At 35.3% G+C, this 23,941-nt stretch carries 21 protein-coding genes; 12 read left to right on the top strand and 9 right to left on the bottom strand.

Going from position 1 to position 23,941, the window contains the following annotated elements; all coding sequences use genetic code 11:
• Positions 1 to 21 precede the first annotated feature (21 nt).
• The 7 genes from H4O20_RS06590 to H4O20_RS06560 form a co-directional block, all read right to left on the bottom strand.
• Positions 22 to 357 carry a ribonuclease Z gene (locus tag H4O20_RS06590; RefSeq protein WP_139854824.1) on the bottom strand — a complete coding sequence of 112 codons (336 nt, stop codon included), beginning with the start codon at positions 355 to 357 and terminating at the stop codon, positions 22 to 24.
• On the bottom strand, positions 347 to 1,282 hold the full coding sequence (locus tag H4O20_RS06585; protein WP_139854825.1) for an aspartate carbamoyltransferase catalytic subunit: 936 nt from the start codon (positions 1,280 to 1,282) through the stop codon (positions 347 to 349). The genes H4O20_RS06590 and H4O20_RS06585 overlap by 11 nt, the downstream gene beginning before the upstream one ends.
• 144 nt (positions 1,283 to 1,426) lie before the next feature.
• Positions 1,427 to 1,966, bottom strand: coding sequence for a bifunctional pyr operon transcriptional regulator/uracil phosphoribosyltransferase PyrR (gene pyrR, locus H4O20_RS06580; protein ID WP_185098665.1), 540 nt, complete (start codon positions 1,964 to 1,966; stop codon positions 1,427 to 1,429).
• Positions 1,967 to 2,143: 177 nt separating this feature from the next.
• Positions 2,144 to 4,600, bottom strand: coding sequence for a zinc-dependent metalloprotease (locus tag H4O20_RS06575; RefSeq protein ID WP_185098664.1), 2,457 nt, complete (start codon positions 4,598 to 4,600; stop codon positions 2,144 to 2,146).
• Positions 4,601 to 4,747: 147 nt separating this feature from the next.
• Positions 4,748 to 6,598, bottom strand: a complete 1,851-nt coding sequence (gene rpsA / locus H4O20_RS06570) for a 30S ribosomal protein S1 (RefSeq protein ID WP_185098663.1) — start codon at positions 6,596 to 6,598, stop codon at positions 4,748 to 4,750.
• Positions 6,599 to 7,006: 408 nt separating this feature from the next.
• On the bottom strand, positions 7,007 to 9,682 hold the full coding sequence (locus H4O20_RS06565; RefSeq protein ID WP_185098662.1) for a DNA gyrase/topoisomerase IV subunit A: 2,676 nt from the start codon (positions 9,680 to 9,682) through the stop codon (positions 7,007 to 7,009).
• 137 nt (positions 9,683 to 9,819) lie between these two features.
• Complete coding sequence (locus H4O20_RS06560) at positions 9,820 to 11,670, bottom strand: DNA topoisomerase IV subunit B (protein ID WP_139854830.1); 1,851 nt, start codon at positions 11,668 to 11,670, stop codon at positions 9,820 to 9,822.
• A gap of 297 nt (positions 11,671 to 11,967) precedes the next feature.
• On the opposite strand from H4O20_RS06560, the gene H4O20_RS06555 reads away from it, so the two are divergent.
• Together H4O20_RS06555 and H4O20_RS06550 are read left to right on the top strand one after the other, a co-directional pair.
• Positions 11,968 to 12,873, top strand: a complete 906-nt coding sequence (locus tag H4O20_RS06555) for a DnaJ C-terminal domain-containing protein (RefSeq protein ID WP_185098661.1) — start codon at positions 11,968 to 11,970, stop codon at positions 12,871 to 12,873.
• A complete protein-coding gene (locus tag H4O20_RS06550) occupies positions 12,873 to 13,163 on the top strand; it encodes a chaperone modulator CbpM (protein WP_185098660.1) in 291 nt (96 codons plus the stop codon). Before H4O20_RS06555 ends, H4O20_RS06550 begins: the two co-directional genes overlap by 1 nt.
• Positions 13,164 to 13,251: 88 nt before the next feature.
• Here the strand turns inward: H4O20_RS06550 and ychF are convergent, their stop codons facing one another.
• Positions 13,252 to 14,346 (bottom strand): redox-regulated ATPase YchF, encoded by a 1,095-nt coding sequence (gene ychF, locus H4O20_RS06545; protein ID WP_139854833.1) that lies wholly within the window; start codon positions 14,344 to 14,346, stop codon positions 13,252 to 13,254.
• Between the two features lie 199 nt (positions 14,347 to 14,545).
• On the opposite strand from ychF, the gene H4O20_RS06540 reads away from it, so the two are divergent.
• Positions 14,546 to 15,022 carry a hypothetical protein gene (locus H4O20_RS06540; protein WP_139854834.1) on the top strand — a complete coding sequence of 159 codons (477 nt, stop codon included), beginning with the start codon at positions 14,546 to 14,548 and terminating at the stop codon, positions 15,020 to 15,022.
• Positions 15,023 to 15,208: 186 nt separating this feature from the next.
• Positions 15,209 to 15,769, top strand: a complete 561-nt coding sequence (locus tag H4O20_RS06535) for a hypothetical protein (RefSeq protein ID WP_139854835.1) — start codon at positions 15,209 to 15,211, stop codon at positions 15,767 to 15,769.
• A 163-nt stretch (positions 15,770 to 15,932) separates the two neighbouring features.
• Here H4O20_RS06535 and H4O20_RS06530 read toward each other — a convergent pair whose 3' ends face one another.
• A complete protein-coding gene (locus H4O20_RS06530; RefSeq protein WP_139854836.1) occupies positions 15,933 to 16,283 on the bottom strand; it encodes a 4Fe-4S dicluster domain-containing protein in 351 nt (116 codons plus the stop codon).
• Between the two features lie 63 nt (positions 16,284 to 16,346).
• Between H4O20_RS06530 and H4O20_RS06525 the strand changes: the two genes are divergently transcribed.
• From H4O20_RS06525 to H4O20_RS06490, 8 genes are all read left to right on the top strand, one after another.
• Complete coding sequence (locus tag H4O20_RS06525; protein WP_185098659.1) at positions 16,347 to 17,396, top strand: acyl-CoA reductase; 1,050 nt, start codon at positions 16,347 to 16,349, stop codon at positions 17,394 to 17,396.
• Between the two features lie 149 nt (positions 17,397 to 17,545).
• Positions 17,546 to 18,613, top strand: coding sequence for a 3-phosphoserine/phosphohydroxythreonine transaminase (gene serC / locus H4O20_RS06520; RefSeq protein WP_185098658.1), 1,068 nt, complete (start codon positions 17,546 to 17,548; stop codon positions 18,611 to 18,613).
• A 51-nt stretch (positions 18,614 to 18,664) separates the two neighbouring features.
• On the top strand, positions 18,665 to 19,618 hold the full coding sequence (locus tag H4O20_RS06515; RefSeq protein WP_185098657.1) for a D-2-hydroxyacid dehydrogenase: 954 nt from the start codon (positions 18,665 to 18,667) through the stop codon (positions 19,616 to 19,618).
• Between the two features lie 116 nt (positions 19,619 to 19,734).
• Entirely contained in the window at positions 19,735 to 20,376 is a 642-nt protein-coding gene (locus H4O20_RS06510) for a DUF937 domain-containing protein (protein WP_139854840.1), read from the top strand.
• A gap of 123 nt (positions 20,377 to 20,499) precedes the next feature.
• On the top strand, positions 20,500 to 20,919 hold the full coding sequence (locus H4O20_RS06505; protein ID WP_139854841.1) for a DUF6146 family protein: 420 nt from the start codon (positions 20,500 to 20,502) through the stop codon (positions 20,917 to 20,919).
• Positions 20,916 to 21,218, top strand: coding sequence for a DUF6787 family protein (locus H4O20_RS06500; protein ID WP_165148221.1), 303 nt, complete (start codon positions 20,916 to 20,918; stop codon positions 21,216 to 21,218). The genes H4O20_RS06505 and H4O20_RS06500 overlap by 4 nt, the downstream gene beginning before the upstream one ends.
• A complete protein-coding gene (locus tag H4O20_RS06495) occupies positions 21,215 to 21,544 on the top strand; it encodes a hypothetical protein (protein ID WP_139854843.1) in 330 nt (109 codons plus the stop codon). Before H4O20_RS06500 ends, H4O20_RS06495 begins: the two co-directional genes overlap by 4 nt.
• Positions 21,545 to 21,682: 138 nt before the next feature.
• Complete coding sequence (locus tag H4O20_RS06490; protein WP_185098656.1) at positions 21,683 to 23,896, top strand: TonB-dependent receptor; 2,214 nt, start codon at positions 21,683 to 21,685, stop codon at positions 23,894 to 23,896.
• Positions 23,897 to 23,941 lie beyond the last annotated feature (45 nt).

Below are 23,941 nucleotides of genomic sequence, written 5' to 3'. Positions count from 1 at the left end.
GAGTAATCAGCTCAGTTTAGACTAGAAACCGAGGTCGCGCTCAATCTCTTCCATTTCAACGATATCCTCAGCTTCCTGAAGTGTTGGCACTACAACTAATTCGTAAGGAACTTCATCTATATCAATGGCATCGTTTACAATAACAAAGGAATAGTTTGTTTTGCGATGAAGGTTTGATGTTTTTAAGAATTGTAATAATTCTGGCAAGGATAAAGAGTCATACTTCAATAAGTTCAAAACCACATTCTGACCCTTGTACTTTGAAGGAACTTGACTCTCAATAAATGAGGCAAAATCTATTATATCATCCTTCTCATCTTCAAGGACAACAAAATTTGGATGATTCTCAATCTTCATTATGTTTAATTTTTGAGGCTAATAAATAAATTACAGCCATACGGATGGCTACTCCATTTTCTACTTGACCTAATATAATAGATTGCTTGCTATCTGCAACATCACTTGTGATTTCCACACCGCGATTAATTGGTCCTGGGTGCATTACTACAATTTCCTTATTTAAAGAATCGAGCATCGCTTTATTAAGTCCGAATTGTTGTGAGTATTCTCGAGCTGTTGGGAAATAACTAATATCCATACGCTCGTTTTGAACACGAAGCATATTTGCTACATCACACCACTCTAACGCTTTACGCAAATTAGTTTCCACTTCTACGTTTAATTTTTCTATATATTTAGGGATAAGTGTTTTAGGACCACACACCTTAACCTTTGCTCCAAGCTTTTGAAGTGTAAAAATATTCGACAATGCAACTCTAGAATGAAGAATATCACCTACAATAACTACCTTTTTTCCTGCAACATCACCTAACTTTTCACGAATAGAGTAGCTATCTAATAGGGCTTGAGTTGGATGCTCGTGTGCTCCATCTCCTGCATTAATAATACTAGCATTAACGTGCTTAGATAAGAATATTCCTGCTCCTGGATTTGGATGACGCATTACCACCATATCAACTTTCATAGAAAGAATATTGTTTACGGTATCAATAAGCGTTTCTCCTTTGGCAACAGAAGAACTCGAAGATGCAAAATTTATAACATCTGCAGAAAGTCTTTTTTCAGCAAGCTCAAACGAAAGTTTCGTACGCGTACTATTTTCGAAAAAGAGGTTGGCAATGGTAATGTCTCGAAGCGATGGCACTTTTTTAATAGGTCGGTTAATAACCTCTTTAAAATGATCGGCCGTCTCGAAGATGAGTTGAATATCGGCTTCGGTTATATATTTTATTCCCAGTAAGTGATTTACACTTAGTTCCATTGTTTGGTTTTCGGTTATCTGTTATCGATTATCTATTGGCACTTGTCTTTTCTACACTAGTCACTTACCATTCTCCTCTCTCTACTCTCTACTCTCTTCTCTCTTCTCTGTTCTCTGTTCTCTACTCTTTGCTCTCTCTCCCCCTTAACTCTTAACTAAATAAACAGCGTCTTCGCCTTCATTTTCTTTCCAGCACACTTTTACTTTTTCCCCATTAATCGCATCTACTTGTCTTCCTCTATAATCGGGTTGAATTGGTAAATGACGGCTAAAACGGCGATCTATAAGTGTTAGTAATTCAATTTCTAATGGCCTTCCAAAAGATTGCACTGCGGTTAATGCAGAACGAACACTTCTTCCAGTAAAAAGCACATCGTCTATAAATACAACGTTTTTATCTTCAACTATAAAATTAATTTTGGTTTTATTTGCTTCTAACGGCTTACCACTTCTTCGGAAATCATCTCTAAAGAAGGTGATGTCTAGATAACCAAGTTGAATGTTTTTTATTTTATATTCAGTTTCCAACAAGGTTTTAAGTCTTTCAGCTAAAAAGACTCCTCTAGGTTGTATTCCGATAAGTACTGTTTTGGAAAAATCGTCGTGCTTTTCAATCAATTGGCAAGCCAAACGGTTAAGCGCAATATTAATCTCGGTTGCGTTTAGTAACACTTTTTGGCTCATAGGAAAGTCTGAATTAGATTCAGCAAACAAAAATACAGAATTATTTATTTAAAACTAAAGAATTTATTTTCGTTTAAAACCAATAAATCGTAAACTTTTGAAACTATTCAATTTACTGCATAAAAAAACCTGTCTTATATAAGACAGGCTATTTTGTTTTAATAAGAAAACTCGAAATTATTTAGCGTATGGATTCAAGATAACATCAATCCTTTCACGAAGATCTAACAAATGAATCTTACTCATTCTATCTGTAGTTCTACCTAAAGCTCTTCTAATATCATTATCTAAAGCTATAAGCTCTGCTCTTGCTACCGAACGAATGTCACTTAAGTTAACATCAACTTTTGTTCTATTTCTACCTTTTTGCTCATTCGACATTAAATACGAAAGTCTATTGATGTAAACTCGCTGGAGATTTCTTCTGTAGGTATCTATAGGCGCAGCAGTTCTAAGCTCTTCAAAAATTCCTTTCCGCAAGTCTTCCATCATCTCTAATAACGAATAACTGTTTTTTCCATTAATAGATTCATTTTCAATAATTCGAGCCAATCTTCCAAAGTCAAGAATATTATTTAACGTTCTTTCTTGCATCTTTCTAATATTCTCAATACTTCCATCGAATTGGATTTTATTGAAGATATCATCATCCAACAACCATTCTGGAGTTGCAAATAGTTGTTCTTGTAAAAATGCCAAACTTTCTTCTTGTTTATCTTTTGCAACGTGCGTATAAACTGCACCCTCCTGATCGTAGGTTTTATAGTATTCGTAAACACCACCAATATTTGCTGTTACGTGCCCCATATACCTATTAAATTGATCAACTACTTGATTGTACATTTCTGAAAGATCATCGTAGTTTTTACCATCTTCTCTGGTGTATTCAATAAGTTTTGGCACGAGTAATTTCAGGTTTGAAATACCGTACATACTCGCTTTTACAGCATCGTCACCCAAATCTTCAGTTTGACTACTAGGATCTATCACACCTCCCGACTGTTGTTTTCCAAATCGATACATAGGGTCAGCAGCGTGTTCTAAAATCCAAGAATCGAGAGTTTCTTTTTCCTCTTCAGCAGTTAGGTGTGGCAATGGTCTATATCCCCAATTTATTGCATACTTATCATAAACACCAATATTTGGCATTAGTGCTACATCTCCATCTCCTGGCTGAGCAATATAATTAAAACGCGCATAATCCATAATTGAAGGAGCTGTTCCGTACTTTTTAGTAAAATCTACAGAACGCAGTGAATCTACAGGATAAGCAACACTACTTCCCATATTATGTGGCAATCCTAAGGTATGACCAACTTCGTGAGAAGAAACAAAACGGATTAGTCTACCCATAATTTCATCTTTAAAAGCTACACCTCTGGCGTCTGGATTAATTGCAGCAGTTTGCACAAAAAACCAGTTTCTCAATAATGTCATAACGTTGTGATACCAATTAATATCACTTTCCAATATTTCACCACTACGCGGATCACTTACGTGAGGCCCGTTTGCGTTTGGTATAGGAGACGCCAAGTAGCGCACCACCGAATAACGCACATCTTCTGGAGACCATTCTGGATCTTCCTCAACTGTTGGCGGATCTTTTGCTATTATAGCATCTTTAAAGCCTGCAGCTTCAAAAGCCACTTGCCAATCTTCAATTCCTTGTTTGATATATTTTCTCCATTTTACTGGAGTAGCTCTGTCGATATAATAAACAATTTGTTTTTTAGGAACTACTAATTCTCCTCTTTCAAATGCTGCTCTATCTTCATCTCTTACTTCTAAACGCCATCTGTCAAGATATTTAACGGTTTTACTTTCATGGTTTTCCAATCCATAATCAGTTTGTCCACGAGCAAACCATCCAACGCGTTCATCAAAATAACGACGTTTCATTGGCTCTTTAGGCAGTAGCACCATACTGTTATTCATTTCAACAGAAATTGAACCTACAGCTGAATTGCTAGGCGGCTCTTTTGCCGCGTATGTTTTTACGTGACGAGATTCAATATTTAATGGATAAGATTTGATGGTTTCGATATACGAACGTTCCTTATCCATAGAGGTGATTTTATACCGATCGCGGTAATGCTTTGGCATCCCTAGCGGTCTAACGTCACTTTCAAAAAGTTTATTCACCTGAACTACAGTAGATGTACTGTCTTTACCTAAAGCCTTTACGTCGAATGTAAAAAGAACAGGTTCAAAGTTTGAGTTTACAACAGCCTCATATATAGGAAGTGAATCGGCCGCAAATATTTGATGCGAAACAACGCGTAACAACACCTTGTTTGGTTTCTTTTCCCATCGAAGGACTTGGGTATTTGTTTTTCCTCCACCAAAACCAATATTAGTCGCGGTTTTAGCGATTCGGGTAACCATTAACATTTCTCTTCCAAAAAGAGAATCGGGAATTTCATAAAAGAAATCTTCTTTTACAGTATGCACTTTAAACAAACCATCGTCTGTTTTCGCATCTTTCGTTATCACCTTGTCATAAGGTTTGATTGAAGATTTGTCTTTTTCTGTTTTTGCATCGGCGCTATCTGCTTTTCCGTTTATGGCTTTTTTAGGAGCAGCACACGAAAGGATAAACAGTAACAAAAGTGGGGTAAGGGCTCTTATTTTCATATTAAAATTTAAAAAATTTGAAAATAGTCAATTTTAATATATTGGGAAATCTTTTCAGTAACAAAAGCATTAAAAGTGATAGAAACAAGCTATAAACAAAAAGCCTTCTGTTTCCAGAAGGCTTTTTATTAGCTATAAATGCAACGATTATTTTTTACCGTCCATTTTATCTTTAAGGGCTTGAAGTGCAGAGTTTGCATCACCTAAAGTTGGTTTTGCTTCTGCTTCAGCTGCTTCTTGTTTTTTCACAGCGTCTTTTACAATCTTAGCCTCTTCTTCTTTATGAATACTCATATGTGAAGCAACCACTTTCTTGAATTCTTTGTTGAACTCAATAATTTGGAATTCAGCCTCATCACCTTTTTTCAACATTGTACCATCTTCTTTTTCAAGGTGACGGTTTGGAATGAAAGCAGTAATATCGTCATTGAAGTTGATTGTAGCTCCTTTATCTACCATTTCGTCAATAGTAGCAGTGTGCTTAGTACCAACTGCAAATTCAGCTTCATACTTATCCCAAGGGTTTTCTTCAGTTTGTTTGTGACCTAAACTTAGTTTACGTCCTTCAACATCTAACTCAAGAACAACAACATCTAGCTCATCACCAATGTTAGTGAATTCGCTTGGGTGCTTAATTTTCTTAGTCCAAGAAAGGTCGCTAATGTAGATAAGACCATCGATACCTTCTTCTAACTCAACGAATACACCGAAGTTAGTGAAGTTACGAACAATACCTTTATGGCGTGAACCTACAGGGTATTTAGTAGTAATATCAGTCCATGGATCTGGAGTCATTTGCTTAATACCAAGGCTCATTTTGCGCTCTTCTTTGTCCATTGTAAGAACAACAGCTTCAACCTCATCACCAACATTTACGAAATCTTGTGCGCTACGTAAGTGAGTAGACCAAGACATTTCGCTAACGTGGATAAGACCTTCAACACCTTCAGCTACTTCAACAAAAGCACCGTAATCTGCAATAACAACTACTTTACCTTTTACTTTATCTCCAACTTTTAACTCATCACCAAGAGCTTCCCATGGGTGAGGGTTAAGTTGCTTAAGACCTAATTGGATACGTGTTTTATCTTCATCGAAATCAAGAATTACAACGTTCAATTTTTGATCAAGTTCAACGATCTCATTTGGATGGTTGATACGAGACCAAGAAAGGTCTGTAATATGTACAAGTCCATCAACACCTCCAAGGTCAACAAATACTCCGTATGAAGTGATGTTTTTAACAACACCTTCAAGTACTTGTCCTTTTTCAAGCTGCCCGATGATTTCTTTTTTCTGCTCTTCAATATCTGCTTCGATAAGCGCTTTGTGAGAAACAACAACGTTTTTGAATTCGTGGTTAATTTTAACAACTTTGAATTCCATTGTTTTACCAACGTAAATATCGTAATCACGGATAGGCTTAACATCAATTTGAGAACCTGGTAAGAAAGCTTCGATACCGAAAACATCTACGATCATACCACCTTTTGTGCGGCATTTTACGTATCCATTTACGATTGTACCTTCGTCGTGAGCTGCATTTACGCGATCCCACGCCTTGATAGTTCTTGCTTTACGGTGGCTAAGGATAAGCTGACCTGTACTGTCCTCACGAACATCGATCAACACTTCTACTTTATCACCAACTTTTAAATCTGGATTGTAACGGAATTCGTTTAATGAAACAACACCTTCACTTTTCGCGTTGATATCGATAATTGCATCACGGTCTGTAATGTAAACTACCTTACCTTCAACAACTTCATCATCAAGTGTGTCAACGAAATTCTCAGCTACTAATTTCTCGAATTCTTCTAATTTACCATCGTCGATAGGATCAATTCCTTCTTCGTAGTTGTGCCAGTTAAATTCTTCTAGGAATTTTTCAGGGTTGCTTTCTTTTAATGAAACTTCCCTTTGAGGCTTTGTAGATGCCTCGTTTTGAGTTGCAGTATCTTCTACTTGCACTTCTTCTTTGTTTGCTTTATCAGCCATTTGTTTGTGAAATTGATTTCTAAACTTCTAAAATTAAAATTAGAATGTTTTAAAAATCAACGTTTTGTATTCTGCGCTGTTACAAGATTTTAATGCGACTATCCCACAGAAGGGTTCTTTTTGTTTTGTTTCAATTCCTCTTAATCTTGACTCGTCGCTAAGCGGGGTGCAAAAATAATGTTTTTCTTTTGAAAATCAAAAGGTTTAGTCACAGAAAGTTAGAATTTTAGACTTTAGCTTAAAAGAAACAAAGTCAACACCCTATAAGCATGCCGATTCAAGGCAAAAACACAAGAAAACAGCTACATTACTTAAAAAATCTGATTTTCAGAATAGCCTACTATATTGAATAGATGAAGTGATTAAACCCCAATCAAACCTCATCGCATCCAGAAAATATTACAAGAGCTAAAACAGCAAGCCTTGCCCGCCTTCGTCAGTTCTTAAATCCTCGTCGTCTGAATCTTTATTAGTTTTTAAATCCCCACTATCTGAAGTCATTTTTTCTTCATCAACAACATCCATTTCCTTAGCATCTCGAGGTTTTGGCAAATCGTATGGCAAAGGCTCCATAGTATTAATTTCTAAAACCTTTTCCTTAGTTAACTGATTCCCCATTGCAGTTATTCCTTTAACGGCAATAAATTCTTCTAAATTAACCTCAAGATTTTCATCTCGCTCCTGCCCTCTCTTCTTTACAAAAACCACTTCAGCCATAGGACGGTAATCGGTAAAGATTTTCTCTAAATACGAATCAGGATGATCTGTAATAATGGTTTCTTCTTTATCTGGGTTGTCAATTAGGAATCGTTTTACGTAGAATAATTCTTTTTCACCTTCCCAATAAATAGCGCTTAACGGTTTTTTAGGATCCCATTTTTCAAGTACAATCATATCGCTATCAAAACGCAATGTTAAGTCTGGAACAACAGTCTTAACAACACCTTTTTGATTCACAATTAGCAATCGGTCTTCTTTTCTAAATTCACCTAAAAGTTCTCCACGCTCATCGACATTTAATCGCTGTACAGAATCGTCAAACCAAATTTTTCTTGGTTTTAAGGTAGAAAGCCCTTTCTCTTTCAGCTCAATTTTTTTAATTGAATATTTGGAAACAATATTTCCTTTAGAATTTCTTCCTTTTACCAATTGATCGGCAAAATCAAAGTCGAATTTTAATTTCTTTATACTACCTGTCTGACGTAAATAGATTGTCACCAATTCGGCTTCACCGTTTGGGTTTGCGGTAAAATACAACACCTTAGAACCTTTCGCTCCATTGGTCATATCATATTCTTTGTCGCGGGTAATTGACGTAACAGCAAAACGCTTAACATAACTCGAGCCACGAGCTCCGTCGCGGTAAATCATATTGTATATGGTGCGTTTATCTTTCTTTTTAAATACAGCAACGTGAATAATATTTTTACCAACAAAGGTCTTGGAATCCACTTTTGTAACCATCATTGAACCATCTTCGGTAAATACAATAATATCGTCTATATCACTACAATCGGTTACGTATTCATCGCGTTTTAAACTTGTACCCACAAAACCTTCTTTGCGATTTACATATAGCTTAGTGTTGCGAATTACAACCTTGGTCGCTTCAATATCTTCAAAAGTTCTTATCTCTGTTTTACGCTCTTTACCCTCACCATAATCCTTTTTCAATCGCTTAAAGTAATCGATTGCATATTCTATTAGGTTGTCTAGGTGATGTTTTATTTGAGCAATACTAGCTTCAAGCGCATCAATTTTTTGCTGTGCCTTATCGATGTCGAATTTAGAAATTCTTTTAATTCGAATTTCTGTTAACCGAACAATATCTTCTTCGGTAACAGCGCGTTTTAAGTGTTTTATATGAGGTTGTAATCCTTTGTCTATCGCTTTGATAACCCCTTCCCATGTTTCTTCCTCTTCAATATCGCGGTAAATTCTATTTTCAATAAAAATACGCTCTAATGAAGCAAAATGCCATTGTTCTTCTAATTCAGATAACTGAATTTCCAACTCACTTTTTAGCAACTCAACCGTGCGGTCGGTACTTAAACGAAGCATTTCAGAAACTCCAACAAAAAGAGGTTTGTTGTCTTCAATTACACATCCTAAAGGCGAAATTGAAGTTTCACAGGCTGTAAACGCGTATAGCGCGTCTATAGTTTTATCTGGTGAAATTCCACTAGGTAAGTGGATTTGAATTTCAACTGCAGCAGCCGTATTATCCTCTATCTTTTTAATTTTAATTTTTCCTTTTTCATTCGCCTTTAAGATAGAGTCAATTAGCGATGATGTATTTGTTCCGAAAGGAATTTCAGTAATTATTAATGTGTTTTTATCAAGTTGGTTTATACGGGCACGACTTCTAATTTTCCCTCCGCGTAAACCATCGTTATAATTGGCTACATCCATTATTCCCCCTGTAGGGAAATCTGGATATATTTGAAACTTTTTCCCTTGTAAATGCTTTATAGAAGCATCGATTAATTCAAGGAAGTTATGTGGAAGTATTTTTGTTGAAAGACCAACTGCAATTCCTTCTCCTCCTTGATTTAAAAGTAGTGGAAACTTTACAGGTAGATTGATTGGCTCTTTTCTACGACCATCGTAAGAAGCTTGCCACTTTGTAATTTTTGGGTTGTAAATAACATCTAAAGCAAACTTTGAGAGTCTAGCTTCAATATAACGAGAAGCAGCAGCACTATCGCCCGTTAGGATGTTACCCCAGTTTCCCTGAGTGTCTATTAGCAGGTCTTTTTGACCAATTTGCACCATGGCATCTGCAATACTCGCGTCCCCGTGTGGGTGGTACTGCATAGTATGCCCAACAATATTTGCCACCTTATTGTAACGCCCATCATCCAAATCTTTCATAGATTGCATAATACGGCGTTGCACAGGCTTAAATCCATCTTCAATTGCAGGTACGGCACGTTCTAGGATTACGTAACTAGCGTAGTCCAAAAACCAATCGCGATACATTCCAGTTACTTTTTTTATAGTATCTCCGGAAGTATCGTCGTTTACGCCTAAATAATCTGGACCTGTAATTTCTTCTTCGTTATTGTCGAGTTCGTCACTCATTTTTATATGCTGTATTCTTTATTTTATATTTTCACTCAGCGCTCTCTGCGTCTTGCGGTAAACTTTCACCTAAGAGGCCGAAAGAACAATAAGGTGTATTTTTTAATAAGGACGCTATTAAGCGTGTTCTAAATAAATTATTCTTCTACTCTATCCAATTCCACTTTCAAATTATCGATAATAAACTCCTGTCTATCCGGTGTGTTTTTACCCATATAAAATGAAAGTAATTCTTCAATACTCATAGACTTATCTAGCATTACTGGATCTAAACGAATATCGTTTCCAATAAAATGCACAAATTCGTCTGGCGAAATCTCCCCCAAACCTTTAAATCGTGTAATTTCAGGCTTTGGCTTAAGTTTTTCTATAGCATTTACTCTTTCTTCTTCTGAATAACAGTAAATAGTTTCTTTCTTATTTCTAACACGGAAAAGTGGTGTTTGCAATATATACAAATGTCCTTCTTTAATCAACTCAGGGAAAAACTGAAGGAAAAATGTAATCAGCAATAAACGAATGTGCATCCCATCCACATCGGCATCCGTTGCAATTACAATATTGTTATATCGCAAGTCCTCCATGGAATCTTCGATATTCAACGCTGCTTGTAGTAAGTTAAACTCTTCGTTTTCATACACAATCTTCTTGGTCATACCATAAGTATTCAATGGTTTTCCTCGAAGTGAGAATACGGCTTGAGTATTTACATCGCGACTCTTTGTAATACTACCACTTGCAGAATCCCCCTCTGTAATGAACAGCGTAGACTCTAGATTTCTTTCATTCTTTATATCTCCCAAATGCACACGGCAATCGCGTAATTTTTTATTGTGAAGACTCGCTTTTTTAGCTCTATCCTTAGCGAGTTTTCTGATTCCACTAAGCTCTTTACGCTCTCTTTCTGCCTGAACTATTTTTCGCTGAATAGCATCTGCCGATTCAGGGTTTTTATGTAGAAAATTATCGAGATTAGTTTTTACGAAATCGTTGATATAGGTTCGCACAGTTGGCAAATCGCCACCCATGTCGGTAGAACCGAGTTTAGTTTTTGTTTGACTTTCAAAAACAGGCTCCATAACCTTGATACTAATTGCCGAAACGATTGACTTTCGCACGTCACTAGCATCGTAATTTTTGTTGTAAAACTCACGAACGGTTTTTACAATAGCTTCACGGAAAGCAGCCAAATGCGTACCTCCTTGCGTGGTGTTTTGTCCGTTTACAAAACTGTGATATTCTTCGCTGTATTGCGTTTTACTATGTGTTATAGCTACCTCAATATCATCACCGCGTAAGTGAATAATTGGATACGCCATATCTTCTTCACTAATAGTTTCCTGAAGAAGGTCTTTTAATCCATTTTCGGAATAGAATTTTTGTCCGTTAAAATCTATTGTTAATCCAGGGTTTAGATAAACATAGTTTTTGAGCATTTTCTCAACATACTCTGTACGGAATTTAAAATTTTTGAAGATTGTTTCATCCGGAATAAAAACCACTTTGGTCCCTTTTCTTTTTGATGATTCTTCTATCTCCAAATCATTTGTAAGCTCTCCAAGTGAAAACTCTGCAGCTTTCATTTGGTTATCTCGAACAGATTCTACTTTAAAAAATGAAGAAAGGGCATTCACGGCTTTAGTACCTACCCCATTCAATCCAACAGATTTCTTGAATGCACGGCTATCGTACTTACCTCCGGTATTCATTTTTGAAACTACATCAATCACTTTTCCTAGCGGTATTCCACGACCATAATCGCGAACTCTCACTTCTTTCTCTTTTATGCGAACCTCGATAGTTTTTCCCGCGCCCATAACAAACTCATCAATAGAGTTGTCAAGCACTTCTTTTAGAAGGATGTAAATTCCGTCATCTGGCGAAGATCCATCACCAAGCTTACCAATATACATCCCGGGACGCATACGAATGTGTTCTTTCCAATCGAGGGAGCGTATGTTATCTTCGGTATATTGTGTTTCGGCCATAAAAATTTTGTGTAGGGTTGCTAATATAAATATACGTGAGCACTTGTGAAACCAATACTTCGGAAAGTAATTAACAATAAAATGTATATTATTGTTAGTAATTAGTTTTTAGCCACTAATGCGCAAATATATTTTATACTTCTGAATAACATAACACTTATTTTAATTAAAAACAATAACATATTTTTTCCTAATCGAAAACTTTTACAGACTGCTAAACTTTTGTAAAGAATTCGGGGCTATGTTGATTGCTAGCATTTATTTTTATAACTTCATAGGCCTAATCTAATAACACAAATGGAATTTATAGATTACTACAAAATTCTTGGGCTCACAAAAAGCGCTAGTGAAGCCGATATTAAAAAAGCATATCGAAAACTCGCTCGAAAACATCATCCTGATTTAAACCCAAACGACAAGTCGGCCGAGCAAAAGTTTAAGCAAATAAACGAAGCCAATGAAGTGTTGAGCGATCCTGAAAAGCGCAAAAAATACGATCAATATGGAAAAGATTGGCAACACGCTGATTCCTATGAAAAAGCTAGACAACAACAAGGTTCACAGGGATATAGCAATCAGAGAACTTATACTAGTGGCGGACAAGGGTTTGATGAGAGTCAGTTTTCAGACTTTTTTGAATCGATGTTTGGCGGCGGTGGATTTAGTGGCGGTGGACGCAGACGAACAGCTCAATTTAAAGGTCAAGATTTGAATGCTACACTGCGATTAAATTTAACCGATATTCTTCATGATCAAAAACAAACCATAAGTGTAGGAGATAAAAAAATTAGACTTACAATCCCTGCAGGAGTTGAAGACGGACAAACAATTAAAATTAGAGGTTATGGTGGTGAGGGAATGAATGGAGGTCCTAAAGGTGACCTATACATCACCTTCGAGATATTCAATAACACCCGATTTAAAAGACTCGAAAGCGACATTTATGCCACCGAAAACATTTCGTTGTACACTGCGCTTCTAGGCGGTGAAATAACCATAGAAACATTAAGTGGAAAAGTAAAATTGAATGTTAAGCCCGAAACTCAAAACGATACTAAAGTAAAACTCACAGGGAAAGGACTTCCTAAATACAAAAAGGACGGACAATTTGGAGATCTATATATAACATATAAGGTAGAACTTCCTAAAAACCTATCAGCAAAAGAAAAAGAACTGTTTACCGAACTTTCAAAACTGAGATAATGGCACGAGAAAAATACATACTAGTGGAACAATACTGCAAACACTCAAATATTGAAGACACTTTTATTAATAGACTTTACGAATACGGTTTGATTGTATTTGAAGAAAAGCAAAATGACCTTTATATAGATGAGAACGATATTTCAGAAATCGAACGTATGTTTAGATTGCACAACGATTTGGGGATAAATTTTGAAGGACTTGACGTTATAAGACGAATGCTTAATCGAATGGATAAGATGGAAAAAGAAATGGATTTACTTCAGAAAAAACTCCGTTTATACGAATAGTTTCTTCAAGAAATAAATCCATCTATATTTTGATTCTTAAGCAGATAGATGAGATAAATTCAACTCACTGCTTAAATCATTTTCAGTTTTAAACATTAAATCGGAAGTGCATAATATCGCCATCTTTAACGATATATTCCTTCCCTTCTACGCCCATCTTTCCAGCTTCTTTTACTTTGGCCTCACTACCGTATGCTACGAAGTCTTCATACTTAATAACTTCAGCTCTAATAAATCCTTTTTCAAAATCTGTATGGATTACTCCCGCAGCTTGTGGTGCTGTTGCCCCAACAGGAATAGTCCAAGCACGAACTTCCTTTACACCTGCAGTGAAATACGTCTGAAGGTTTAATAGTTTATAAGCGCTTCTAATTAGTTTTGCTGAACCTGCTTCATCAAGACCTAAATCTTCTAGGAACATTTGACGCTCTTCAAAAGAATCTAATTCGGTAATATCGGCTTCAGTACCAACTGCTAAAACTAACACTTCTGCGTTTTCATTTTTTACAGCTTCACGAACTTGTTCAACATAAGCATTTCCATTTACTGCAGAGTCTTCATCAACATTACACACATACATTACTGGTTTGTCTGTAATAAATTGAGAGCCCTTAATATATTCTTCTCTTTCGTCTTCAGTTAAATCGATAGCACGAACAGATATACCGGCTTCCAAACCTGCTTTTACTTTTAATAAAGCTGCCTCTTCTTTTTGAGCTTCTTTATTTCCAGTACGAGCTGCACGTTTTACTTTTTCAAGTTTTTTATCTACAGTCTCTAAATCTTTTAATTGAAGTTCGATATCGATAGTTTCCTTATCACGGATAGGGTTTACATTACCGTCAACGTGCACAATATTATCATTATCAAAGCAACGTAAAACGTGAAGAATAGCATCGGTTTCTCTAATGTTACTCAAAAACTGGTTTCCTAATCCTTCCCCTTTACTCGCTCCTTTTACCAGTCCTGCAATATCAACTATTTCAACAGTTGCTGGAAGCACACGTTCTGGTTTTACCAATTCTTCAAGTTTCAATAACCGTTTATCCGGTACATTTACTACTCCAATATTTGGTTCAATTGTACAGAATGGAAAATTCGCACTTTGCGCCTTGGCATTAGACAAACAATTAAATAGAGTGGATTTTCCAACATTTGGCAATCCTACGATACCTGCTTTCATTTATTATATTTTTTTAGGGTAAATCAAGAAAAATTCAATTTTGATTTACGAAGGTGCAAATATACATCTTCAAAGCAGACTTTCAATAATTGATTTCAAATGGTTTTTAAAAAAAGTTTATGTTTTATTTCACTAAACTTATAGCCTATATCAGCAACTATTCATTTAATTTTACTCAATAACCTTTAATACCAATACTATGAAAAACGCAGTAATGAGTCTTGCTTTAGCCATTCTAACACTTGCTGGAGTTCAAGCTCAAGAAAACAAGACAGTAAAACAGGAGTCAACAATTAAACGTGTAGTTACTAAAAAAGGAAGTGAAGTTGAAGTAAAAGAAGTTAAAGAAACGGATACTGAAAGCGGCGCCGTAATTGTGAGTGACGACAATCAAACTAATCAGGAGTTTAGAATTGAAAGTAAAAAAAATCGCGACAATAAATTACTTACAGATGAATTGAGTACCGACGAGAAAAATGAATTGCTAATCCTTGAGAATAAAAGAAAACAAGAGGAAAAGCTAGAAGCTTCTATTAGACAACAGAAAGAGTTAGCTGCACAAAAGAGAAAAGAATTGGAACAAATTCAATTACAAAAAGAAAAGGAATTAGCCGAAAGAAGAGCTAAACTTGAAGCAAGACCAAAAAGAATGTCTAAGCTAAAAAAAAGTAATTAGGCAGCACCTTATAAAACAACTTATATAATTTCCAATTTATGGTACTCATAGTAAGGATAGTTTAAAATAGTATTCCCAAAAGTCGGTTTTCGTCAAGATTGTGAAATGATTATCAATGTTTTAGGTTTTTTTAACATTTTATGATTGTACTTTTGAATAAATCAATACAAATAACAAACAACCATTATGAAAAAAGTATTAACAATTATAGCGTTAGCAGCATTTACTACAGTTTTTGCTCAAGACAATAAGAACAAAAAACAGGAAACTATTACTACTAAAACCGCAGTTAAAAGCGAAAAAGGTGTAGATGTTTCAACTAAAGCTGTAACTAAAACTCAAAAGCAGGCAATTTCATTATCTGAAAAAGATGCCAATAGAACGAATCAAGAAATGGTAGTTCAACCTGCAACAATTAACACTGAAGTTAATTACGGTTATGAAGGAAATAGATTTAAATTCATAAATCAGCGAGATAAGGATGGTTACAGAATGATGACTGTTAAAGACAATGCAACTCACGAAGAGTATGCTATTATCAAGCCTACTTCAAAGAATGGATACTACATCATGTCTCAAAACGGGAAATCATCTTTCGGATATTTTAATGATGATGGTGATTTTGTTGTAGAGAAATACGATACCGATAAAGACGCGGTAGTTTCTGTAATCTATCGATTAAATGAAACTGGTGGTATAAAGCCAATGAAGAGTAATTCAGTAAATATCCAACAACAGGATAAATAGAATATAACTCCTCAATTCTAAAAAATGCCCTTTAAAACATAATTTAAAGGGCATTTTTCTTTATATAGATTATCTCAATTCTAATTTATCTGGAAGAACACAATTTTAAATAAACAAAAAAAGCAACCTATTGGGTTGCTTTTTCATTTAGAATCAAGAAATTTTACTCTTTATGCATAAACGCTTGTTTTGCCAATAGTTCCTCTTCACTTTCTACGTGATCGTCGTCAGGAATACAGCAATCTACAGGACAAACAGCAGCACATTGCGGCTCATCGTGGAAACCTTTACATTCGGTACATTTATCTGGAACTATGTAATATATCTCGTCGCTAACTGGTTCTTGGGTTTCATTTGCATTAACCTGTTTACCGTTTGGCAGTACTACATCACCATCTAGATCAGTACCATCGGCATAACGCCAATCGTCTGCTCCTTCGTAAATAGCTGTATTAGGGCATTCTGGTTCGCACGCACCGCAGTTTATACATTCATCTGTTATTATAATTGCCATGGTATTTACTTTTTTTAACTTTGTGCAAATTTAACGCCTATTAAGGGCAACTCCAAACTAAGTATGCAATTAAAAGATAGAATTAACGCTTTTACAGCTTTAGGTAAGTTTCTTAGAGAAATAAACATTGAATCTACACAAGAGCGTCCAGAAATAAACAACCTTAATATTGAAAGTATTCTAAAAAGAGCTGAAGCCGAAAACGGTTGGTTTACTCAGGAAAATATACACTTTGCACTTAATAGTTGGGGCAATGCTCTTTCCGAAGAAAACTTACAACAATGGATTTCTAATTATAAAATAGAATCGGTGGAACCAAAAACCGTTGCTATTATTATGGCTGGAAATGTTCCACTTGTAGGGTTTCACGATTTCCTTTCAGTATTAATTACAGGAAATAAAGCATTAGCTAAGCTTTCATCAAACGACAAAACGCTTCTGCCTTTCATTGGGCAAATTTTAATTTCAATCGAACCTAGGTTTAAAAATTATATTGAATTTACTGACGAACGATTAACGACATTTGATGCTGTAATCGCAACAGGAAGCAATAACACCGCTAGGTATTTTGATTACTACTTCGGAAAGTATCCTAATATTATTCGTAAAAACAGAAATTCAGTTGCTGTATTAACTGGAGAAGAAACAGAAGAAGATCTAAAGAACCTCGCTGATGATGTATTTAGATATTTCGGACTTGGTTGCCGGAATGTTTCAAAAATATACATTCCAGAAGACTATGATTTCGAGCCATTTTTTAAAGGAATGTATAGCTGGAAAGAAATAATCCATAATCACAAATACATAAATAATTACGACTACAACAAAGCTGTTTATTTAATGGACAGCTTTCCACTGCTGGACAATGAGTTTATGTTATTAAAAGAAGATTCAGGCTTCTCCTCTCCTATCTCAGTACTTTTCTTTGAAAAATACACTTCAAAGTACGCTGTGAAAAAAATACTAGAAACTGAAGCAGATAATATTCAATGCGTGGTTACTAAAGCAGGATTACCAAACGAAATTTCATTTGGAAAGGCTCAAAATCCTGAATTATGGGATTATGCAGATGGTGTGGATACAATCGATTTTTTATTGAAATTATCTGAATAAATTTCAAGTAGATACAACATTTTTAGGGTTGTATTTTGCACTTTTGCATTATAAGCTTTTAGTAAATGTAGTTTAGGCAAAACACATTCAATAGATTTATTTTGAATGTTTTACAACCCTATATTTACTATCTCAAATTTACTAATTAAATGAAGAAACATAACTTTAGTGCAGGTCCGTGTATTTTACCACAACCCGTTTTTCAAAAAGCTTCTGAAGCTGTCTTAAATTTTAATGATTTAGGTCTTTCAATATTAGAAATATCGCATAGGAGTAAAGATTTTGTGGAAGTTATGGAAACCGCCCGAAATCTAGCCTTAGAACACCTCGGACTACAAGAAAAGGGATATAAAGCCTTATTTCTACACGGTGGTGCAAGCCTTCAGTTTCTAATGACGGCATACAATCTCTTAGAAAACAAAGCTGCTTATTTAAATACAGGAACTTGGAGTGATAAAGCCATAAAAGAGGCAAAGGTTTTAGGAGAAGTAGTTGAAGTAGCTAGTTCAAAAAATGAGAATTTCAATTTTATCCCGAAAAACTACAGCATACCTTCAGATGTAGATTATTTTCACTGTACAAGTAACAACACCATCTTTGGTACACAATTGCAAAGTTTCCCCGAAATTAATGTGCCTTTAGTATGCGATATGAGTAGTGATATCTTTTCTCGTCAGTTAGATTTTTCAAAATTTAGTTTAATCTATGCGGGAGCCCAAAAAAATATGGGGCCTTCAGGAACTACTTTGGTTGTTATAAAGGAAGACATTCTAGGTAAAGTTTCTCGAGCTATACCATCAATGCTTAACTACAAAATGCATATTGAAAAAGACAGTATGTTTAACACCCCTGCTGTTTTTCCAGTTTATGTATCAATGTTAACGCTACAGTGGTTAAAAGATTTAGGAGGCATTTCGGCAATTGAGAAAGTGAATAATCAAAAAGCTAAAATCCTTTATCAAGAAATAGATCGAAATCCTTTATTTGATGGGTTTGTGGTCAACAAGGAAGATCGCTCTAAAATGAACGCCACTTTTAATATTAAGAAACCAGAATTAAAAGACTCCTTTGATAGCCTAATTAAAGAAGCTGGAATAAGCGGTATTAACGGACATCGAAGTGTTGGGGGGTATCGCGCATCCATGTACAACGCCATGCCATTAGAAAGCGTAGAGCTATTGGTCGAGGTAATGAAGGATTTTGAAAAGCGCGCCTAATTCTAGAGCGAACAGAGGAATTAACGATTATAAACTCAGTAAAATATTTAAATGAAAATATTAGCGAACGACGGAATATCACAAAGCGGAATAAAAATTTTAGAAGCAGAAGGTTTTGAAGTCTTAAAAGTACACGTAGCTCAAGAACAGCTCCAAAACTACATTAATGAACATAAAATTGACGTGCTTTTAGTTCGAAGTGCAACTAAGGTTAGAAAGAATTTAATAGACAATTGCCCGTCTCTAAAAATTATAGGTCGCGGTGGTGTGGGCATGGATAATATTGATGTTGATTATGCTCTTAAAAACGGTCTAGATGTAATAAACACTCCAGAAGCATCATCTGGCTCTGTTGCCGAACTTGTTTTTGCCCATCTATTTGGAGGAGTAAGGTATCTACACGACTCTAATAGAAACATGCCTTTAGACGGCGACAGCAGGTTTAAAGAAATGAAAAAGAATTATGCAGGAGGGAGAGAACTGCGCAACAAAACCCTTGGTATTATTGGTTTTGGAAGGATTGGTCGTCAGGTTGCAAAAATAGCTTTAGGGTGTGGGATGAAAGTTATTGCAAGCGATTATGAAGTTGGAGAAGCCGATATAACTTTAGAATTTTACGACGGTCAAGAAGTAACCCTAAAAATTAAAACCGCTCCAATTGATAAATTATTAAAAAACAGTGATTTCATCAGCTTACACGTACCTTCTCAATCAGAATATTTAATCGGGAAGAATGAATTAGCAAAAATGAAAGATGGTGTAGGAATTATAAATGCTTCACGTGGAGGGATACTTGATGAAAACGCCCTTTTAGACGCTTTAGAAGATGATAAAGTATCCTTCGCAGCTTTAGATGTTTTTGAAAACGAACCTACTCCTTCAATTAAAGTTCTTATGAACGAAAAAATTTCACTTACCCCACATATTGGTGCGGCTACAAATGAAGCGCAAGATAGAATTGGAATAGAGCTCGCAAATCGAATTATTTCGATATTGAAGAAATAAGTTAAACATCACTTAAAAATCAATGAAGTAAGCTCTGTTTTTATAATACCAGTCTATTTTTACTTAACTTTACTTGAATTAATCATTTGTAAATAACCAAATTTTAAAAAAAGATCATGTCAGGAATTTTAGATTTATTGAATAGTGACCTCGGAAAACAAATTGTAGGAGGCATTAGTAAAGAAACACACCAACCAGAAGATAAAACAGCATCGGTAGTTGCAATGGCAATGCCAATACTAATGGGTGCTATGAAACGCAATGCAAATACCGAAGGCGGTGCAGCAAGTTTAATGAATGCTTTAAACAACAAGCACGACGGAAGTATTCTAGATAATTTAGGAAGTCTTTTTAGCGGTGGTGTAAATGAAGAAGTAAAAAAAGATGGCGACGGAATTTTAGGCCATGTATTAGGAGGGTCTAAAGACACTGCCGTACACGCTTTATCACAAAAATCAGGTTTAGATTCCAGTTCTGTGATGCAAATTTTACAGGTTGCAGCACCTATTTTATTAGGTTATTTAGGAAAGCAAAAGCAGCAACAAAATGTAAATTCAAATTCTGGAATTGGAGACTTACTAGGTGGCCTAATGGGCGGCGGAAGTGGACAATCTCAACAACAATCTATGATAGAATCGTTACTCGATGGAAATAACGACGGAAGTGTTATTGATGATATTGCAGGAATGGTTCTTGGTGGTGGAAGTCAGAAAAAAGGGGGCTTAGGCAATATTTTAGGTGGTTTCTTCGGAAAATAAATTAGATTTTATAACTATTAAAAATACCGTGCTTTCTAATAAGTTACGGTATTTTTTTTAAATCATAGTTAAATCCCTTTAGCTTTGTTTTACAATGATTAACTTTGCAAAAATCATAATTCTATGAAAAACCTATTACTCATATTTGCTTTTTCGCTCGCAATTTTAAGTTGTGGAACTGGAAACAAAGCAATTGACAACTCTTCTACGGATACTACTGAGAGTGATACAATACGTATTGCTAACGATAGTTTGGAATACGAAATAATGATTATTGAGCCTGGTTTCGACTCTTGGCTTATTTCACAACCAAAACCAGGGCATTACGGACAATCTTTTTTAGAATCAAAAAACAGACTTTTTGTTTCAGAATATAACAGTCGCGTTTTACAACCTCAAAATTATTCTAGAAATCTATACACTGAACAAATAAATTACGATACAGCAGTAGATTATGGGTATGAAGTAAACTATTTACTGTATAACTACTTCGTTTATTTTCAGCAGAAATACAATCAGAAATTTATAGGAGGAAGAAATTGAAAAAGCTTAAAGAACGTTGGAATGTTGAATCCAACACCCAACTATATATAATTTTTTTAGTTTTTGCCATTACCGGAAGTTCTGCCGCAAAACTAGCTGCACCTGTCACTGAGTTTTTTGGGATTTCAAAGGAAATGGGTTGGTATGTATATTGGCCGTTTAGAATATTAATTATATTCCCTATCTACCAAGTGCTTTTAGTGTTCTTTGGTTGGATTTTTGGTCAGTTTAATTTCTTTTGGACATTTGAAAAGAAAATGCTTCGCAACTTAGGTCTCGGATTTTTAATTAAGGAATGAGTTTTTTTAAGAATCAAATAACGCAATTTCTTACAGCAACAATCTTCTCGATTGCTTTGATGCTTCCTGCTGCAATTCAATTTGCGCACAGTTTCGAAGGTCATAAGCACGAAGTATGTACAGATGTATCGTCACATATTCACGAAAAGCAACTAGACTGTTCGATATTTGATTTTCACTTTTCAATCTTTAATTTTAATCCTCAAGAATTACCTGAGGTTGTAACTATTCACAGTTTCCAAAACACGGAAACTTTATATATTCTTCCTAAAATTGAAGGCGAGTACGCTGCGTACTACCTAAGAGGTCCTCCTCTACACTCTTAATTACCTAGTTACACACTTTTATTAAATCAATTTTAAATTCAAGGAAGGCTATTATCTGCTCTTGACAAATATTTATGCTTTTTAGAGTATAGATAGCTGGAGCAGTTAATAAACCTTATCCCCAACTATTTTTAAGAAATGAAAAATATTTTATTTTTTGTTGCTGCTCTTATGCTATACACAGCAGCAAACTCACAAAACTCCTTAACTGGAACAATTATATCAAAAAACTCAAACGAACCTTTATTAGCCACTGTGTATATCCCACAACTCGAAAAAGGGACTACCTCGGATTTTGATGGCAATTATATCGTAAATAATATACCTGACGGAAACTATAACGTAGTTTATTCGGCATTGGGGTATACTACTGTTTCGAAGAAAATACTATTTACAAAAGGTAAAACCATTACGAAAGCTATTCAGCTAGAAGAAAGTGCTGTTGAAATGGAAGAGGTAATCATCTCTACACCTTTCCACAAATTACAAAGTGAAAATGTGATGAAAGTAGAACGTGTATCTACCGAATCATTAAATGCTTCAGGCGCTGTAACTCTTGCAGAAGGCATAAAAAACATAGCGGGAGTTGATGTAATTTCTACTGGTGTAGGAATTGGAAAACCCGTTATTCGCGGTTTGAGCTCCAATCGAGTTCTTACTTATACACAAGGCGTTCGCTTAGAAAACCAACAATTCGGGGATGAGCACGGACTCGGAATTAATGAAGCAGGAATTGAGAGTGTTGAAGTAATTAAAGGCCCTGCCTCACTTTTATACGGAAGCGATGCCTTAGGGGGTGTTCTATACCTAAATCCTGAAAGATTTGCACGATCTGGAGAAACTCACGGAGACTTAAACAGTACTTATTTCTCAAATACCTTAGGGACTTCTACAAACCTAGGAGTAAAAACTTCTGGTGAAAAACTAAGCTTTTTAGCTCGTGGCTCGTACTCTTCATTTAGCGATTATAAAACAGGGGCAGATTATCGCGTTACAAACTCTCGTTTTAACGAAAAGGATTTCAAAACTGGATTACAGTATTTAGGGAGTAAATTTAAATCTACTGTTAGATATAACTACAACCGTTCCAACATCGGAATCCCTGAAGAAATTGGAGAGCAAACACAATCAAAAGATTTAGAATTGCCTTTTCAAGAAGTAGATAACCATATTGTAAGTTTAGACAATACTATTTTCTTCAACAACTCTAGTTTAGATATAAAAGCAGGATACTTGTTTAACGACCGTAGAGAGTTTGAAGATGATCAATCGACTGCGGCATTAAGATTAAAGTTAAGTACATTTAATTACGATGTAAAATACCACCTTCCAGAATTAGGCAACTTTGAAACTATTGTTGGTTTACAAGGAATGTTTCAAAACAACAAAAACGAGGGTGAAGAAATTTTAATTCCAGATGCAAAAACTACTGATATCGGTGTTTTCGCTACAACTCACTTTCACTTAGACCAAATTGACATACAAGCTGGAATTCGATTTGATTCAAGAAAAATTGACAGTGAAGCTGCGCGAAATCCTTTAGAAGAAGATTTCATTCCTGCTTTAGATAAAAATTTCAATAGTTTCGCTGCGGCACTTGGGGCGAAGATAAATTTATTCGAAAAAATTTCAGCTCGGTTAAACCTTGCTAGTGGATTCCGCGCGCCAAACTTAGCCGAATTAACGTCAAATGGCGTACATGAAGGGACAAATAGATTTGAAAGAGGAAATCACAATTTAAACAGTGAACAAAACTTTCAAACAGACCTTGCCATAGAATATAGAAATGAGCACATCGAAATTTTTGCAAATGGATTCTACAATGCTGTAAACGATTATATCTTTATTTCTCCTACAGATGAAGTTATTGATGACACTCCTGTTTACGACTACTTACAAGATAACGCCTCATTATATGGTGGAGAATTCGGATTTCACTTGCACCCACATCCATTAGATTGGCTTCACTTTGAGAGCAGCTTTGAGACCGTAACAGGGAAATTAAAGAATGATAATTACCTACCACTAATTCCGGCAAATTCACTTCGAAATACCTTTAGAGTAGAATTTCAAGATGGAAAATCTAGAAAATCAAGTTCGGTGTTTATAACGCTAAAAAATACTTTAGACCAGAAAAACACAGGAAATTTTGAAACAAGAACTGGTGGATATTCACTATTGAGTGCTGGTATTGAGAGTAGTTTTAAACTCAATAATGTCATGCTAAAATTGGCTGTAAACGGTACAAATTTAACGGACAAAGAGTACATTTCGCACCTATCTAGATTTAAGCCAGACGGAATTTTAGATATAGGAAGAAGTGTGAATATAAAACTGAAAGTAGAAATATAGAATTTAAAAAGATGTAGTTAGAGCGCAATAGCTATGAAATGTATA

The organism is Aequorivita sp. 609 (genome assembly GCF_014212065.1).
Lineage (GTDB): Bacteria > Bacteroidota > Bacteroidia > Flavobacteriales > Flavobacteriaceae > Aequorivita > Aequorivita sinensis.
This window is presented reverse-complemented; position numbering and strand designations above follow the sequence as displayed.